We start from the raw sequence: 16,357 nt of genomic DNA on the forward strand, positions 1-16,357 counted from the left end.
TTTGTCTGCAAGGTTGAACTGTAACAAAACGCAACGCAGACTAACGACATTCAGTTAATCGGGTGTCTCATGTCATTACTTTCTCGTTATTCCTTCTCTGTTAAACCTCAGGAAGCGATCCTCATTGTGATCACTATGTTCTGGGGTGGCACGTTTTTGGCCGTGCAATATGCCGTTACCCTGAGCGGACCTTTTTTCTTTGTCGGCGTGCGTTTTGCCACCGCTGCGCTGGCGGTCGCGCTTTTGTCACTACGCACATTGCATAAACTGACGTGGCTGGAAGTCAAAGCAGGCGTTGCGATCGGTATCGCAATTGCGTTGGGCTATAGTCTGCAAACCTGGGGGCTACAGTTTATTCCCAGCAGTAAATCGGCGTTTATTACCGCGATGTATGTGCCGTTGGTCCCGCTTTTACAATGGCTGTGTCTGGGGCGTATGCCCGGCCTGATGCCGTGTGTCGGCATTGTGCTGGCCTTTATCGGGTTGATTTTTCTCGCCGGACCGGGAGGCAATTTGCTGGCTTTAGGCGAAGGAGAGTGGATCACACTCGCCGGCGCGGTGGCGATTGCGGCAGAAATTATCCTGATTAGCGCGTGGGCGGGAAAAGTGGATGTGCGGCGGGTAACGGTGGTACAACTGGCAACCGCTTCGATAGTGGCGTTTATTGCGATGGGACCGGCCGGAGAGACCGTACCCCCGATGTCTACGGGATTGCTGGTGGTGGCGCTGGGATTGGGGATTTTCAGTGCGATTATTCAGGTCACCATGAACTGGGCACAGCGCAGCGTTTCGCCGACGCGCGCGACGGTCATTTATACCGGTGAGCCGGTGTGGGCGGGGATCTTTGGTCGCCTGGCGGGGGAACGCTTACCGCTACTGGCTTTGCTCGGCGCAGCATTCATTATTGTTGGCGTGCTGGTCAGCGAACTGAAGTTCAAAAAGAAAAAAGGGGGAGTGCAAGAGGCACCGCCGGAGTCGCTTTAATTTAACCATTCACCGCGTGATTTGGTATGCTGACGCCCTCACAAGAAGGAGAGGGCGCATGGTCCAACGCGCAGAGAAAAAAACAGGTAAGCGCTCGCAGGCCGTCAGTGCAAAACGCCAGGCCATATTAACTGCGGCATTAAATATCTTCTCCCAATATGGGATCCACGGCACGCGTCTCGAACAGGTCGCTGAGCAGGCGGGTGTGTCAAAAACGAATCTGCTTTATTACTTCCCGTCAAAAGAGGTGCTCTATATTGCCGTTTTGCGGCAAATCCTCGACGTCTGGCTGGCTCCGTTGAAGGCTTTTCGCGAAGACTTTGCGCCGCTGGTGGCCATTAAAGAATACATTCGCCTTAAGCTGGAAGTGTCGCGCGATTACCCTCAGGCTTCACGACTGTTTTGTATGGAGATGCTGGCAGGTGCGCCTTTATTGATGGCTGAATTAACGGGCGATCTCAAAACGCTAATTGATGAGAAATCGGCGCTGATTGCCGGTTGGATCAAAAGTGGGAAACTGGCTCCGGTCGATCCGCATCATCTGATTTTTATGATTTGGGCTTCAACCCAGCACTACGCCGACTTTGCCCCACAGGTAGAGGCGGTAACGGGCGCAACGCTGCGTGATGAAGCCTTTTTTAACCAAACGGTGGAGAGCGTGCAGCGGATGATTATTGAAGGGATCCGCGTGCGTTAACTGGCTGGCGGTAACGGACAGCTTAAATCGCCCTCTTCGCACTGTAAGAGTGAGGCGAGAAACGCTTCACGCTCGTTGGTTTTATCCGTCAGACACTGGCTGGAAATCATCGCCTGGGCGCTACCGCCTTCGGTGCCGGAACTGATTAACGCGCAGTCCGCATCGCGCAGGGTTATCCATGAGATTTGCGCTTTTTTCAGTAAATCGCGCTGGGTTGGGGCGGCGCGCTTAAGCGCATTCTGATAAGTGTCATTAAGTTTGGTATCGGCCGCCTTAAACTGCTCTGCCGCACAGGTGTTCATCTCAATCTGAGTGTTCGCGTTGGCGCAGTCATCCGCCAGCGCCTGGCCGCTCAACAGCAGCGTTGCACATGTCAGTACGATTCGTTTCATGCTTCCCTCTGGATCCATAAAAAAAGGCCCCGTTACCGGAGTCATGCTTGTCAGTTAACGAGGATGAGTGGCACATACGGAGGTAATGAATCTGTTGCCTCCGGTATATTGCTACGTTCACCTTACGTTTGTCACTTCTCTGAAAAGATCCTCCCTGTGAACGTGTTAAGGGTACTATCGCCGTACCCTTAACAATCCCGGCTCCCGGCGGGAAAATTGCCACTTCGTGGTCCCCTCCGTTTATTCCTCCAGGCTACCGGGCCGGGCGCGAGGAAACTTCCCTGTAAAACGCGCCCTGAACCCGCATCCCTGCGGGTTCTCCCGGCCTTACGGAAACACGTCGGCAATTTTCAGCCGGACCAGCCCACACCTGACCCCCTGCGTTTTTTATCTGAACAGCAAAACAGAGTTAACTGGAAGTCAGTGCGTTGCAGCGATGACCCCGGTCCGGCTGAAAATCGATGAGGCGTTGACGGCTGACCGGGTCTGCCCGCAGGGAGGCGGGCAGAGGGGACGGCCTGCAGGGACGCAGGCCCGGCCCCGACCCGAAGGCAGACGGCATAAGACGAATGAATCGCGCAGCGACGATTTTCCCGCCGGGAGCCAGGGATGCAAGGGAGGCGGCGGTGAGCCTCTCTTGCACGTTCACGGGTGTCTGAGCCTCAGAAAAGTGATACCACTGAGGTGAACGGAACCCTGAGCCGAAATCACATGTTCGCCGTAATGCTTAATTGACAGGCATTACCCCCTAACCGGAGCCTTAATTAACCACAACCTTAGCCGATTGTCATCAGGCTGGCGTTCCCCCCGGCAGCGGCGGTATTGACGCTCAGGGAGCGTTCAATGTACAGCCTCTCCAGCAGAATATTGCTTTCGCCACGGGCAAAGCCCTGGACTGATACAATCGCCCCTTCGCGGGCAGCTACCGCTTCGCACAGTGAACGCAGTTGGTCGGAATCGCCGTGGAAAATAACGGCATCAAACGGCTGCGTAGTGATGTTGTCCGCTTTGGCAAACTGAATTCGCCCGGAGACGGCGGCTGGCAGACGTTTTGCCAGTTCACGATGGAACGCATCATCTGGCCACAGGATTAAGCTACCAACGGAAGCCACAGCGGCAACCTGTACCAGCGCGTCCTGTTCATCATCGGCGATACACAGTACGCGTTCACGCGGCAACAGCGTCCAGGTATTGCGCTCGCCAGTGGGTCCTGGCAGCAGACGCTGAGTACCGGCCTGCGCCAGTTCGCCAAACTGCTGGCAGAGCGCATGCAGCGAGGGTCGATCGGTTGCCCATTCGCTGAGTGCTTCCAGCGGCTGAACGAGTGCAGCTTTAAGCTGCGCATCGACCGGGTAGTCTGCATCCTGACGGGCAAGCGTAATGCCTAACGCATTTTCCGGGCGGTTAGCCAGCAGGCGATACAGATACAGCGGTCCACCTGCTTTTGGCCCTGTACCAGACAAGCCTTCGCCACCGAATGGCTGCACGCCGACAACGGCACCGACCATATTGCGGTTAACGTACAGGTTCCCCACGTGTGCCGATCCTGTGACATGGGCGATGGTTTCATCGATACGAGTGTGTACGCCCAGCGTCAGGCCGTAGCCGGAGGCATTAATTTGCTCAATCAGGTTGCCCAGATTGTTACGGGTGTAGCGCACGACGTGCAGTACCGGACCAAACACCTCTTTTTGTAATTCGTCGAAGCTTTCCAGCTCGATCAGCGTCGGAGCAATAAAGGTACCGGTTTGCCATTCACGCGCATCGTCGCTGTTTTCGCGCACGGCCTGAAACACCGGGCGTCCTTTGGCGCGCATGGCCTGAATATGGCGCTCAATATTGGTTTTGGCTTCTTCATCAATTACCGGCCCAATATCCGTGGTCAGGCGACCTGGATTACCCATGCGACATTCCGCCATCGCGCCGCGCAGCATTTTCAGCGTATGGTCGGCTACATCATCCTGCAGACACAGGACGCGCAGCGCGGAGCAGCGCTGTCCGGCGCTGTCAAACGCTGAAGCCAGAACGTCGACCACGACCTGTTCCGTCAACGCGGAGGAGTCGACAATCATTGCGTTCATCCCACCGGTTTCGGCGATAAGCGGGATTGGACGCCCCTGAGCATCAAGGCGGGTGGCAATATTGCGTTGCAACAGCGTGGCGACTTCCGTTGAGCCGGTAAACATGACGCCGCGTACGCGCTCATCGGAAGTGAGCTGAGCCCCGACGGTTTCACCCTGACCAGGCAACAGTTGCACCACGCCCGGCGGTACACCCGCTTCGAGCAAAATAGCGATGCCCTGGGCGGCAATTAACGGGGTTTGTTCCGCCGGTTTCGCCAGCACGCTGTTACCCGCCGCCAGCGCGGCGGCAATCTGCCCGGTGAAAATGGCCAGCGGGAAGTTCCATGGGCTGATACAAACCACCGGTCCTAACGGTCGATGGGTTTCATTATCGAAATCATCGCGAACCTGACCAGCATAATAATGCAGGAAGTCTACCGCTTCGCGCACTTCCGCAATGGCGTTGCTGAAGGTTTTACCCGCTTCGCGTACCAGGATGCCAATCAGCTGCTGCATCTGACCTTCCATCAGAACGGCGGCACGATGCAAAATGGCGGCGCGCTCTTGTGGCGGTGTGGCGAACCAGATCGGCGCGTTATTCGCTGCGTTCTGTAACGCCTGTTCTACTTCAGCGTGAGTCGCCTCACGCACGTAACCGACAATGTCTTTCGGCTCGGCCGGGTTAACGACTGGCGTCATTTCTCCGTCAGCAACCGGGTGCTCCAGAATGGGTTTAGCGTGCCATTTTTGTAGCGCGCTGTTGAGCAGGGCAGAGGACAGCGAGGCCAGACGATGTTCGTTAGCTAAATCCAGCCCGCCTGAGTTTTCGCGGCCTTTACCGTACAGGTCACGCGGCAGGGCAATCTTCGGATGCGGCAGACCGGCCTGACCTTCTTGCTGCGCCAGTTTTTCAACAGCCTCGACCGGATCGGCAACCAGTTCATCCAGCGGCAGGGTCGTGTCGGCAATGCGGTTGACGAACGAGGTGTTGGCGCCGTTTTCCAGCAGACGACGCACCAGGTACGCCAGCAGCGTTTCGTGCGTGCCGACCGGTGCATAAATGCGGCATGGACGGTTCAGTTTGCCATCCGCAACTTTGCCGGTGACCTGCTCATACAGCGGTTCGCCCATGCCGTGCAGGCACTGAAACTCGTACTGGCCTGGGTAGTAGTTTTGACCGGCTAACTGATAAATCGCCGCCAGCGTATGGGCGTTGTGGGTGGCGAACTGCGGGTAGATCAGATTCGGTACGGCAAGCAGTTTTTTCGCACAGGCCAGGTAAGAAACGTCGGTGTACACCTTACGGGTGTAGACCGGATAACCTTCCAGACCGTCCATCTGGGCACGTTTAATTTCGCTATCCCAGTAGGCGCCCTTAACCAGACGGATCATCAGGCGGCGGCGGCTGCGCGTGGCGAGGTCAATCAGGTAGTCGATAACATACGGGCAGCGCTTCTGGTAGGCCTGGATAACAAAACCGATCCCGTTCCAGCCTGCCAGTTCGGGTTCAAAGCACAGTTTTTCCAGCAGATCGAGGGAGATCTCCAGTCGGTCAGCCTCTTCGGCGTCGATATTAATGCCGATGTCGTACTGACGTGCCAGCAGAGTAAGCGATTTCAGACGAGGATAGAGTTCATCCATCACTCGATCGTACTGCGCACGGCTGTAACGCGGATGCAGTGCCGACAGCTTGATAGAAATGCCTGGCCCTTCATAGATACCGCGCCCGTTAGAGGCCTTACCAATGGCGTGGATCGCCTGCTGGTATGAAACCATATAAGCCTGTGCATCGGCGGCGGTCAGGGCCGCTTCGCCCAGCATGTCATAGGAGTAACGGAAGCCTTTTTCTTCCAGTTTACGCGCGTTAGCCAGCGCTTCAGCGATGGTCTCCCCGGTGACAAACTGCTCGCCCATCAAGCGCATGGCCATGTCGACGCCTTTACGCACCAGCGGCTCACCGCTCTTGCCGATAATACGGTTGAGTGAGCGTGAGAGGCTGGCTTCGTTATGCGTTGAAACCAGACGACCGGTAAACAACAGCCCCCAGGTCGCCGCGTTGACGAACAGAGACGGGCTGCGGCCAATGTGCGACTGCCAGTTACCGTTGCTGATCTTGTCGCGGATTAACGCATCGCGGGTCGCTTTATCTGGAATACGCAGCAAGGCTTCGGCCAGACACATCAGCGCGACGCCTTCCTGTGAAGAAAGGGAGAATTCCTGCAATAAACCTTGTACCATCCCGGCGCGACCGCTGGCGGTCTTCTGGTTACGCAGTTTGTCTGCCAGATCGTATGCCAGCTTATGCGCCTGCTCGGCGATGGGCTGCGGCAGACGAGCCTGCTCCATCAGCATAGGTACGGCGTCAGTTTCGGCGCGGCGGTAAGCAGCGGTGATTGCCGCGCGGGAAACTGACTGCGGCAGGATCTGTTCAGCAAATTCCAGGAAAGGCTGATGCGCTTCATTTTGCAACGTGGTCGACTCATCGCCCTCATTCGCAGCACCCGCCAGCAGGGCCGGTAGTTCAGGAAGCGCGTCGTCATTTTCCAGTCTTTCGAGATAATTAAAAATGGCTTGTTTGATCAGCCAATGTGGCGTGCGATCGATTCGTGATGCTGCTGTTTTAATACGCTCGCGAGTGGCGTCATCCAGCTTAACCCCCATCGTGGTGGTTCCCATGCCGTTTACTCCTGTTGTACTGAAATACGGGGCTGATAGTTACCGAGAAATATCCACTATGTTGCAACTTTGTGCAACCGTGTTAAATGTGACTTGGTTTGCAAGCTTGGAAATGAATGAAATGTTAATAAACGTGAGTGTTTTGACGGGGGCTATAAAAGTTGCCGAATCTTTTTCTCTGCGGTAGTTAACACTTTTAAAAGGTGCAACCGAAAAAAGTGTGAGAGAGTGCAACCTACAGAAAAATGCTATCTACTCTGGATCAAATTTGATGTAAATGGTGTGTTAAATCGATTGTGAATGACCATCGCTTCCGGCAGGATACGGTCGCCCTGGTAAACATAGATATCTTTGCCACGTTCCGGCAGGGTAATAAAACGGCAAGCCACGGCATTGCTGATACATAATTTTGGAGAGTTTTGATGGCTATTAGCACACCGATGTTAGTGACATTCTGTGTCTATATTTTCGGCATGATATTGATAGGGTTTATTGCATGGCGTTCAACCAAAAACTTTGACGATTACATTCTGGGTGGACGCAGTCTGGGTCCATTCGTGACCGCGTTATCCGCCGGGGCATCTGACATGAGCGGCTGGTTGCTGATGGGGCTGCCTGGCGCGATTTTCCTGTCGGGGATTTCAGAAAGCTGGATCGCTATTGGCCTTATTTTGGGCGCGTGGATCAACTGGAAACTGGTGGCCGGACGTTTACGCGTGCATACCGAATACAATAACAATGCGCTGACGTTACCGGATTACTTTACCGGTCGCTTTGAAGATAAAAGCCGAATTCTGCGTATTATCTCCGCGCTGGTTATTCTGCTGTTTTTCACCATCTATTGTGCTTCAGGTATTGTGGCAGGGGCGCGTCTGTTTGAAAGCACCTTTGGCATGAGTTACGAAACAGCGCTGTGGGCAGGGGCGGCCGCGACGATTATTTATACCTTTATCGGTGGTTTCCTCGCGGTAAGCTGGACCGATACCGTCCAGGCCAGCCTGATGATCTTCGCCCTGATCCTGACGCCGGTGATGGTAGTCATTGGCGTGGGTGGGTTTGACGATTCGCTGGAAGTGATTAAACAAAAGAGCATTGAGAACGTGGACATGTTCAAAGGGCTGAATTTTGTTGCCATTATTTCCCTGATGGGCTGGGGTCTGGGCTACTTCGGGCAGCCGCATATTCTGGCGCGCTTTATGGCGGCTGATTCTCACCATAGCATTGTTCATGCTCGCCGCATCAGTATGACCTGGATGATCCTGTGTCTGGCAGGTGCAGTTGCCGTTGGCTTCTTTGGTATCGCTTACTTTAACAACAACCCACAGCTTGCCGGTGCCGTTAACCAGAACGCCGAACGCGTGTTTATTGAACTGGCGCAAATCCTGTTCAACCCGTGGATTGCCGGTATTCTGCTGTCTGCGATCCTTGCTGCGGTGATGTCGACTCTGAGCTGCCAACTGCTGGTGTGCTCCAGCGCAATTACCGAAGACTTGTATAAAGCGTTCCTGCGTAAAAATGCCAGCCAGAAAGAGCTGGTATGGATTGGTCGCATCATGGTGCTGGTTGTAGCGCTGGTGTCTATCGCGCTGGCGGCGAACCCGGAGAACCGTGTGCTTGGTCTGGTAAGCTACGCCTGGGCCGGCTTTGGCGCGGCGTTTGGTCCGGTGGTTCTGTTCTCCGTAATGTGGTCGCGTATGACGCGTAACGGCGCGCTGGCCGGGATGCTTATCGGTGCGGTGACGGTAATCGTCTGGAAGCAGTTTGCCTGGTTGGGTCTGTATGAAATCATCCCGGGCTTTATTTTCGGCAGCATCGGTATTGTGGTCTTCAGCCTGTTAGGTAAAGCGCCTTCAGCCGCTATGCAGCAACGTTTTGCCGAGGCTGATGCGCATTATCACACAGCTCCGCCATCGCGTTTACAGGCAGAGTAATCCGCCTCGCTCCTTAAGCCCGCCGCGTGCGGGCTTTTTTATTTGTCCCCGCTGCAAAACCGCCCTAATCGTTACCCGCCTAACTGTTTACATTAAGTCATCATTCTCAAAACATTCTGCTTGAGTTTTTCTTTACTGTAATGATAATCACTATCACTGTAATTTACTTTTCTTTTCATCAATTGACTGAGAATAACGTTTAAGGGTTCTTCGCATGTTTGTTCCATTTCTTATTATGTTGCGCGAAGGGTTAGAGGCCGCGCTGATAGTCAGCCTGATTGCCAGCTACCTGAAACGGACTCAGCGTGGTCGATGGATTGGTGTGATGTGGATTGGTGTTCTGCTGGCGGCGGCGTTATGTCTGGCGTTAGGCGTTTTCATCAATGAAACCACCGGTGAATTTCCGCAAAAGGAACAGGAGCTGTTTGAAGGCATCGTGGCGGTCATTGCCGTGGTGATCCTCACCTGGATGGTGTTCTGGATGCGTAAAGTTTCGCGCAACGTCAAAGTCCAGCTTGAACAGGCTGTCGATAACGCGTTGCAACGCGGCAATCATCACGGCTGGGCGCTGGTGATGATGGTCTTTTTTGCCGTTGCCCGTGAAGGGCTGGAATCGGTGTTCTTCCTGCTGGCGGCATTCCAGCAGGATGTAGGCATTTGGCCACCGTTAGGTGCGATGCTGGGGCTGGCCACCGCGGTGGTACTGGGTTACTTGATTTACCTCGGCGGCATTCGCCTCAACCTCGGGGCATTCTTCAAATGGACCAGCCTGTTCATTTTGCTGGTGGCCGCTGGTCTTGCCGCTGGGGCCATCCGCGCGTTCCACGAAGCCGGGTTATGGAATCATTTTCAGGATGTGGCGTTTGACATGAGCAGCGTGCTTTCAACGCATTCGCTGTTTGGCACATTGATGGAAGGTATTTTCGGCTATCAGGAAGCGCCGAGCGTCAGTGAAGTCGCCATTTGGTTTATCTACCTGATTCCGGCATTGATTATGTTTGCACTGCCGCCGCGTTCAGGCACTACGGCATCGCGTACCGCACCCTGATAAAAACGCGATGCAGAATACTCCTTAGTTACAACATACTTATTTATAGGGATAGGTTATGACGTTAATTTTCGCCGTAGTGCGCTGCAGTTGGGTATTGCCGCGCTGTTTGCCTCCGCTTTTTCTGCACAAGCCGCCGATATCCCGCAGGTGAAAGTCACGGTTAACGACAAACAGTGTGAGCCGATGACGATCACGGTTAACGCTGGGAAAACGCAGTTCATCATCCAGAACCACAGCCAGAAAGCGCTGGAGTGGGAGATCCTTAAAGGGGTTATGGTGGTTGAAGAACGTGAAAACATTGCGCCGGGCTTTAGCCAGAAAATGACAGCTAACCTGCAGCCTGGTGAATATGATATGACCTGCGGCCTGTTGACCAACCCGAAAGGCAAACTCATTGTAAAAGGTAGCGCAACGGCGGATGCCGCGCAGGGCGACGCTCTGCTGAGCCTAAGTGGCGCAATTACCGAATACAAAGCCTATGTGACAGCCGAAACTGCACAACTGGTTGCGGGCACCAAAGCATTCACCGATGCGATTAAAGCTGGCGATCTGGAAAAAGCGAAATCGCTGTATGCGCCAACCCGTCAGCATTATGAGCGTATTGAACCGATTGCTGAACTGTTCTCCGATCTCGACGGCAGCATCGATGCGCGTGAAGATGATTATGAGCAAAAAGCCGCCGATCCTAAATTCACCGGCTTCCACCGCCTGGAGAAAGCGTTGTTCGGCGACAACACCACCAAAGGAATGGACAAGTATGCCGACCAATTAAACCGCGATGTTCTTGACCTGCAAACGCGTATTAGCGAACTGGCCTTCCCACCGTCAAAAGTGGTTGGCGGGGCAGCAGGACTGATTGAAGAAGTCGCTGCCAGCAAAATCAGCGGAGAAGAGGATCGCTACAGCCATACCGATCTGTGGGATTTCCAGGCCAATATCGATGGCGCGCAGAAAATCGTCGATCTCCTGCGCCCTCAGTTACAAAAATCCAATGCTGAGCTGTTGGCGAAGGTGGATGCGAACTTCAAAAAAGTCGATACCATTCTGAGCAAGTACCGTACCAAAGACGGCTTTGAAACCTATGACAAACTGACCGACGCCGATCGCAATGCGCTGAAAGGGCCAATCACGACGCTGGCGGAAGACTTGTCGCAATTACGCGGTGTTCTGGGTCTGGATTAAGCAAAATGCAGCAAGATAATGAAAACGGCGTGAGCGAACCTTCACGCCGACGTTTACTGAAAGGGATGGGCGCCCTGGGTGGGGCGCTGGCGCTGGCGGGTGGATGTCCGGTTGCCCACGCGCAAAAACCACAAAGCGCGCCGGGAACGCTGTCCCCCGATGCGCGTAGTGAAGCGCAGCCGTTTTATGGTCAGCATCAGGCAGGGATCCTGACGCCGCAGCAGGCATCGATGATGCTGGTGGCGTTCGATGTTCTCGCCAGCGATAAGGCTGATCTGGAACGCTTGTTCCGCTTGCTGACTACCCGATTTGCGTTTCTGACCACGGGCGGGCCGGCACCGGATACGCCGAACCCGCGTTTACCCCCTATGGATTCCGGTATCCTCGGCGCATACATTGCGCCAGACAACCTGACGATGACGTTGTCAGTCGGCGCCTCGCTATTTGATGAACGTTATGGCCTGAAATCGCAGATGCCGAAAAAGCTGCAAAAAATGACCCGCTTCCCGAATGATTCGCTGGATGCGGCGCTGTGCCATGGTGATTTGCTGCTGCAGATTTGTGCCAACATGCAGGACACCGTTATCCATGCGCTGCGCGATATCATTAAACATACGCCCGATCTCCTTAGCGTGCGCTGGAAACGTGAAGGGTTTATTTCCGACCATGCCGCGCGCAGCAAAGGCAAAGAGACCCCGGTCAACTTGCTTGGTTTTAAGGATGGCACCGCGAATCCGGACGCGACGGATGCGAAGTTGATGCAAGACGTGGTGTGGGTTACGGACGGGCAGGGCGAACCTGTCTGGGCGCAAGGTGGTAGTTATCAGGCCGTCAGGCTCATTCAGTTTCGCGTCGAGTTCTGGGATCGTACGCCGCTGAAAGAGCAGCAAACGATATTTGGTCGAGATAAACACACCGGCGCGCCGCTGGGTATGCAGCACGAGCACGATGTGCCTGACTATGCCAGCGATCCCGAGGGTGAGGTGATTGCGCTCGACAGTCATATCCGCCTGGCGAATCCGCGCACGAAAGAGACCGAGTCCAGCCTGATGATGCGCCGTGGCTACAGTTATTCGCTCGGTGTGACCCCATCCGGTCAACTGGATATGGGACTGTTGTTTGTCTGCTATCAACACGATCTGGAAAAAGGCTTTTTGACTGTGCAGAAACGCCTCAACGGTGAAGCGCTGGAAGAGTACGTCAAACCAATTGGTGGGGGCTACTTCTTTGCTTTGCCGGGTGTCAAAACCGCTGATCAATATCTGGGACAATCTCTACTCGAAGCCTGATGATCACGCCCCGTTGTACAGCGGGGCTTTTCCTGACATCTGTATGAATGAACAAATTATTTTTTATGATCGGTATGAGACTGAAATAATTCTGTCATCTCTCTGCAAGAGACTGTCTCTGGTGATTAGATAGAATTTAAGTTAACAGCAAGTAAAAATATTGTTGCATTAACGAAAGATTATGATGTAATTATAAGAAACAGCGGTAGTTCCCGGCGGTGATAGTCGTTCACTATGGAGATCGCGATGGAAAAGTCCTGTATTGGACACATTTTTCACAGTAGCTGCAGTACGTTACGCGGACGTTTCTCTTCCGGTAGCCACCTCGTCACCGCTAAATTTCTCTCCCTTTCACTTCTTATCTTCGTAACTGACACCTTGTACGGTGCGCGTAGCCGTGTGTGGCGTCTTATCCGAAAGCAAGCAATGGCTTACAAGGAAGCCAACCCTCAGATGTTCGTGCGCATAATCGTGCCGCCAACGGCACGTGTGATGTATACCTACAACTCAAGGTGCTATCCATGGGAAGACAAAAAGCAGTGATCAAAGCTCGTCGTGAAGCAAAACGTGTGCTGAGGCGGGATTCGCGTAGTCATAAACAACGTGAAGATGAATCGGTCACCTCGCTTGTACAGATGGGCGGCGTAGAAGCGATTGGTATGGCGCGTGATAGTCGCGACGCCACGCCAATCACGGCGCGGAATGAAGCTCAGGCCCAGTACCTGAATGCTATCGAGAGTAAACAGCTGATCTTCGCTACAGGTGAAGCCGGGTGTGGTAAAACTTGGATCAGCGCGGCAAAAGCAGCAGAGGCCCTGATCCACAAAGACGTGGACAGGATCATTGTAACCCGTCCAGTTCTGCAAGCTGATGAAGACCTCGGCTTCTTACCTGGAGATGTTTCCGAGAAGTTTGCGCCTTATTTTCGTCCAGTGTATGACGTGCTGGTGAAACGTCTGGGCGCCTCCTTCATGCAATATTGCCTGCGGCCTGAGATTGGTAAGGTGGAAATCGCGCCATTCGCCTATATGCGTGGACGCACATTTGAAAATGCAGTGGTCATTCTTGACGAGGCTCAGAATGTTACTGCAGCACAGATGAAGATGTTTTTGACTCGCCTCGGAGAGAATGTGACGGTGATTGTGAACGGGGATGTGACCCAGTGCGATCTACCCGCCCACGTTCGCTCAGGGCTAAGCGATGCGCTGGCCCGTTTCGAAGAAGATGATATGGTTGGGATTGTTCGTTTCAATAAAGACGATTGCGTCCGTTCGGCACTCTGTCAGCGGACGCTCAATGCTTACAACTGATAAGTACTCCGTCTTCAAGGCCCGGGAAACCGGGCTTTGTTATTTGACGTCAGCAGATTACTTTCTTTTGCTGCTCCAGTAGTTGGCGCAGGCCTGGTCAAACAGCTGGTTATTTTCGTCTATTTTCTTTAGCGCTTGTGCCAGAAAGGTCAGCAGGTCATCCTTATAAATCCCACCTACCGTAGTTTCTTTTCGTAAGATCCCATTGCTGGTGTAGGTTTTTTTAATGGTGACGTTATGCCTGACGTTGCAAATAACCGTTCGCTGATACTCTTCGTAGAATCGGCTGTCAGGATCGAAAAACGTATTTATTTCATTCGGTGTACGTTTGAGGATTTTTCGCGAGAAAACCTTCAACGGAATAAATCCTGCTTCGTCTGCCTGCGACATGAGCTCATCCAGCAAAGTTCCTTCTATGTTTAACATGCCGTTATTTTCCTGATTGCTTGAGAAAGCGGTTGTTACAGCATAAGAGTGGATTGGATAATGTGCAACGGGGCGGGGGATGATGCTTGATAGCGCGATGCTTATCAGACCTACAGGTTAACGCTATTCAGGACGGGTCACATGCGAAAAAAAAAGCCCGTACTTGCGTATGAGCTCTTTCTCGAATATGGCAGTGAGGGGGGCTGCCATGTTTACTTTCATTATCATTCGCGTTAATTATTATTTATATACAATGTGTTGTCATTATTGTTTGTTCGTTGGCGTATTGCTATCTTTTTGTAAATCCGTCATTTTATGCAGTACAGGATGCATTACAGAATAGTGGGGATTATGCCAAAGAAAGCCAGAGAACTGTCCGCCTTATAATGGAAAACATAAAAATAATAAGTATCTTTAAAATAAACGAAAAAGTACCTTTTATGACATGTATTGCAACCGATATGGTAGAAAGTGAAGGCGGAATAAAGCTTATGCTGGAAAGTGGTGAAAGCATCTGCATTAAAGATTACAGTTATTACCTCCTTTCATTAATGCCCTGATCTGAATTCCTGTTTTGTTGTTTCGTCTTTAATTTTCTTACCTCATGACAAACATCACTTTTATGTCAAATCATAGTTCGGTTAGTATTGCATCAACTAAACCATAGGAATGACAAGGAAAAGGGAATGGATCGTCAATACAACAATGAACTGACCCCCGGATATTTCGTCAGGTAACGTCTTTAAGGACAGGAGAACAGACTAATGGGAGCTATGGGGTTTTACCTGCGGGTAGGTGATCCGACTACCTGCGGGGGAAAGATACTGACCGGGGATGAAACGTTAAGCTGGTATGGTGTGGCAGGAGCACGGGAAGGTGACGTCGTGTCGTGCGGTCAGCATCCGGGAACGTATAGAATTCTGGGTGGAACATCTGATACATGGGACGTAGGCAGAAGGCTGGCAGGAACGCTGGACAGTGTCAGTTCCTGTCCGTGCCGGGCAAGGTTCATCCAGTCAATCCCGGATTGCTATATCAAGGATGATACGCCCGAAGAGCAGGCAGAAAAGGCGCGATTGCTCGCTCTTGTCACTCTGCGGGAAGAGCAGGAGCAGCAGAAAGCAGAGGAAAAACGACTGGCGGAAGAACGTGATCGTAATCGTGTCTTTGCTAAATCCTGCCTTCGTGGTGAGGGCTGTAATGATGCCGGGGAAGAGCAGGAACCTCATACTAATTTTGCTTCATTGGCATTTTATCAGTCTCTTCCTTCTGCCGATCCAGCATCCGATACTGATGTTCCCCAACATGCTCAGACTGCCAAGAAAAAGAAACCTGTAGATGATATACCGAAACCGAAAAAGCGAAGTGCCCTGTATAAATGGCTGAACGGTGATCACGAAGAAATCGAATATCAGCGGGCAACGGCTGCAGCGACAAGTGCTGCTAATGCTCAAATGGCTGTTGAAGGAGCCAGTATCCTTGGTCTGGTAGGTGGAAGTGCCATTACGTCAGGAACGTGGGCTGTTCGGGGGGCAACCCTTGGAGAAATAGCCGCTGCAGGTCCCGGTGCTTTCATCGCAGCTATTGTAGTGGGAATGATGCCCGGCAGGCTCAATGAGGGTGAACAGGACTTTATTGACCGTATGCGTCTGGAACAGATGCGTGAAGCGCCAAGCCGTGTGCGTTATACATGGGAGCAGGACGATAAAGGTAATCTGATTCCTCATGGCTGGCATACACCACCCGGTAAAGATATGGTGCGTGTGCGCAAAATGGCGTGGGACAGTAGCCGAAAAGCATATACATTTACTACAGAGGAAGATCCGCGTATAACAATCATTTGGACGCCAGACAGTTCAGGTGTCAATGTTCCTTCAAATACAGGCAACCAGAACCCGGTAAGGATACCTAATCCAGTTGTTGTTGATCCGCTGCCGAAAAATACCAGTATTGAGGCTACAACCACTCCGGCACCGGAAGAGAAGAATTTTGCGGATTATATTCTTGTTCTACCAATATCAGATATTCTACCTATTTATGTTTATTTGAGCCAAAGAAAAGGAATGCCAGATAAAGGCCATTCTTATCATCCAGCTCCAGAAACAGAAGAAATAACGGGTATTGCTGATCTGATTGAAGTTAAGGGTCGCACACCTAAACAAGGTGGAGGAGGAACACGAGAACGTTGGATGGACAAGAAGAAACGACGGGTTTATGAATGGGATTCGCAACATGGTGAATTGGAAGAATACCGAGCGAGTGATGGAGAGCACCTTGGCTCTTTGGATCATTTAACTGGCTCTAGATTAAAACCTGCCGTTAAGGGTAGGAATATTAAACGTTATTTGTGAGGTTG

General features: G+C 52.6%; 12 protein-coding genes. 9 read left to right on the forward strand and 3 right to left on the reverse strand.

The annotated features are described in order from the left end of the window. Positions 1-69 precede the first annotated feature (69 nt). Both B9P82_RS02670 and rutR read left to right on the forward strand, forming a co-directional pair. Positions 70-984 carry a DMT family transporter gene (locus tag B9P82_RS02670; protein ID WP_075847077.1) on the forward strand — a complete coding sequence of 305 codons (915 nt, stop codon included), beginning with the start codon at positions 70-72 and terminating at the stop codon, positions 982-984. 58 nt (positions 985-1,042) lie between these two features. Next, positions 1,043-1,681 carry an HTH-type transcriptional regulator RutR gene (gene rutR, locus B9P82_RS02675; protein WP_016156165.1) on the forward strand — a complete coding sequence of 213 codons (639 nt, stop codon included), beginning with the start codon at positions 1,043-1,045 and terminating at the stop codon, positions 1,679-1,681. Here rutR and B9P82_RS02680 read toward each other — a convergent pair. Both B9P82_RS02680 and putA read right to left on the reverse strand, forming a co-directional pair. Further along, positions 1,678-2,073, reverse strand: coding sequence for a lysozyme inhibitor LprI family protein (locus tag B9P82_RS02680; RefSeq protein WP_101699907.1), 396 nt, complete (start codon positions 2,071-2,073; stop codon positions 1,678-1,680). The two genes, rutR and B9P82_RS02680, sit on opposite strands and share 4 nt — an antisense overlap. 776 nt (positions 2,074-2,849) lie before the next feature. Beyond that, on the reverse strand, positions 2,850-6,812 hold the full coding sequence (putA, locus tag B9P82_RS02695; protein ID WP_101699908.1) for a trifunctional transcriptional regulator/proline dehydrogenase/L-glutamate gamma-semialdehyde dehydrogenase: 3,963 nt from the start codon (positions 6,810-6,812) through the stop codon (positions 2,850-2,852). Positions 6,813-7,234: 422 nt separating this feature from the next. Between putA and putP the strand changes: the two genes are divergently transcribed. The 6 genes from putP (at position 7,235) to phoH (ending at position 13,575) form a co-directional block, all read left to right on the forward strand. Beyond that, the gene (putP, locus tag B9P82_RS02705) at positions 7,235-8,743 is read left to right on the forward strand and encodes a sodium/proline symporter PutP (RefSeq protein WP_016152586.1); all 1,509 of its coding nucleotides are present in this window, start codon (positions 7,235-7,237) and stop codon (positions 8,741-8,743) included. A gap of 214 nt (positions 8,744-8,957) precedes the next feature. Then, positions 8,958-9,791 (forward strand): iron uptake transporter permease EfeU, encoded by an 834-nt coding sequence (gene efeU, locus B9P82_RS02710; RefSeq protein WP_019076441.1) that lies wholly within the window; start codon positions 8,958-8,960, stop codon positions 9,789-9,791. Between the two features lie 51 nt (positions 9,792-9,842). Then, positions 9,843-10,976: an iron uptake system protein EfeO gene (efeO, locus tag B9P82_RS02715; RefSeq protein WP_101699909.1), complete on the forward strand. Its 1,134-nt coding sequence runs from the start codon at positions 9,843-9,845 to the stop codon at positions 10,974-10,976. A 5-nt stretch (positions 10,977-10,981) separates the two neighbouring features. After that, positions 10,982-12,265, forward strand: coding sequence for an iron uptake transporter deferrochelatase/peroxidase subunit (efeB, locus tag B9P82_RS02720; protein ID WP_101699910.1), 1,284 nt, complete (start codon positions 10,982-10,984; stop codon positions 12,263-12,265). A gap of 246 nt (positions 12,266-12,511) precedes the next feature. Beyond that, positions 12,512-12,808, forward strand: coding sequence for a hypothetical protein (locus tag B9P82_RS28425; protein WP_168188430.1), 297 nt, complete (start codon positions 12,512-12,514; stop codon positions 12,806-12,808). Further along, a complete protein-coding gene (gene phoH / locus B9P82_RS02725; protein WP_016152592.1) occupies positions 12,787-13,575 on the forward strand; it encodes a phosphate starvation-inducible protein PhoH in 789 nt (262 codons plus the stop codon). Before B9P82_RS28425 ends, phoH begins: the two co-directional genes overlap by 22 nt. Before the next feature lie 57 nt (positions 13,576-13,632). Here the strand turns inward: phoH and B9P82_RS02730 are convergent, their stop codons facing one another. Then, the gene (locus tag B9P82_RS02730) at positions 13,633-14,001 is read right to left on the reverse strand and encodes a hypothetical protein (RefSeq protein WP_080858584.1); all 369 of its coding nucleotides are present in this window, start codon (positions 13,999-14,001) and stop codon (positions 13,633-13,635) included. A gap of 764 nt (positions 14,002-14,765) precedes the next feature. On the opposite strand from B9P82_RS02730, the gene B9P82_RS02735 reads away from it, so the two are divergent. After that, positions 14,766-16,352: an S-type pyocin domain-containing protein gene (locus B9P82_RS02735; RefSeq protein WP_246842088.1), complete on the forward strand. Its 1,587-nt coding sequence runs from the start codon at positions 14,766-14,768 to the stop codon at positions 16,350-16,352. Positions 16,353-16,357: the final 5 nt, after the last annotated feature.

It is taken from the genome of Citrobacter sp. L55 (assembly GCF_002850715.1).
Classification (GTDB): domain Bacteria; phylum Pseudomonadota; class Gammaproteobacteria; order Enterobacterales; family Enterobacteriaceae; genus Citrobacter; species Citrobacter braakii.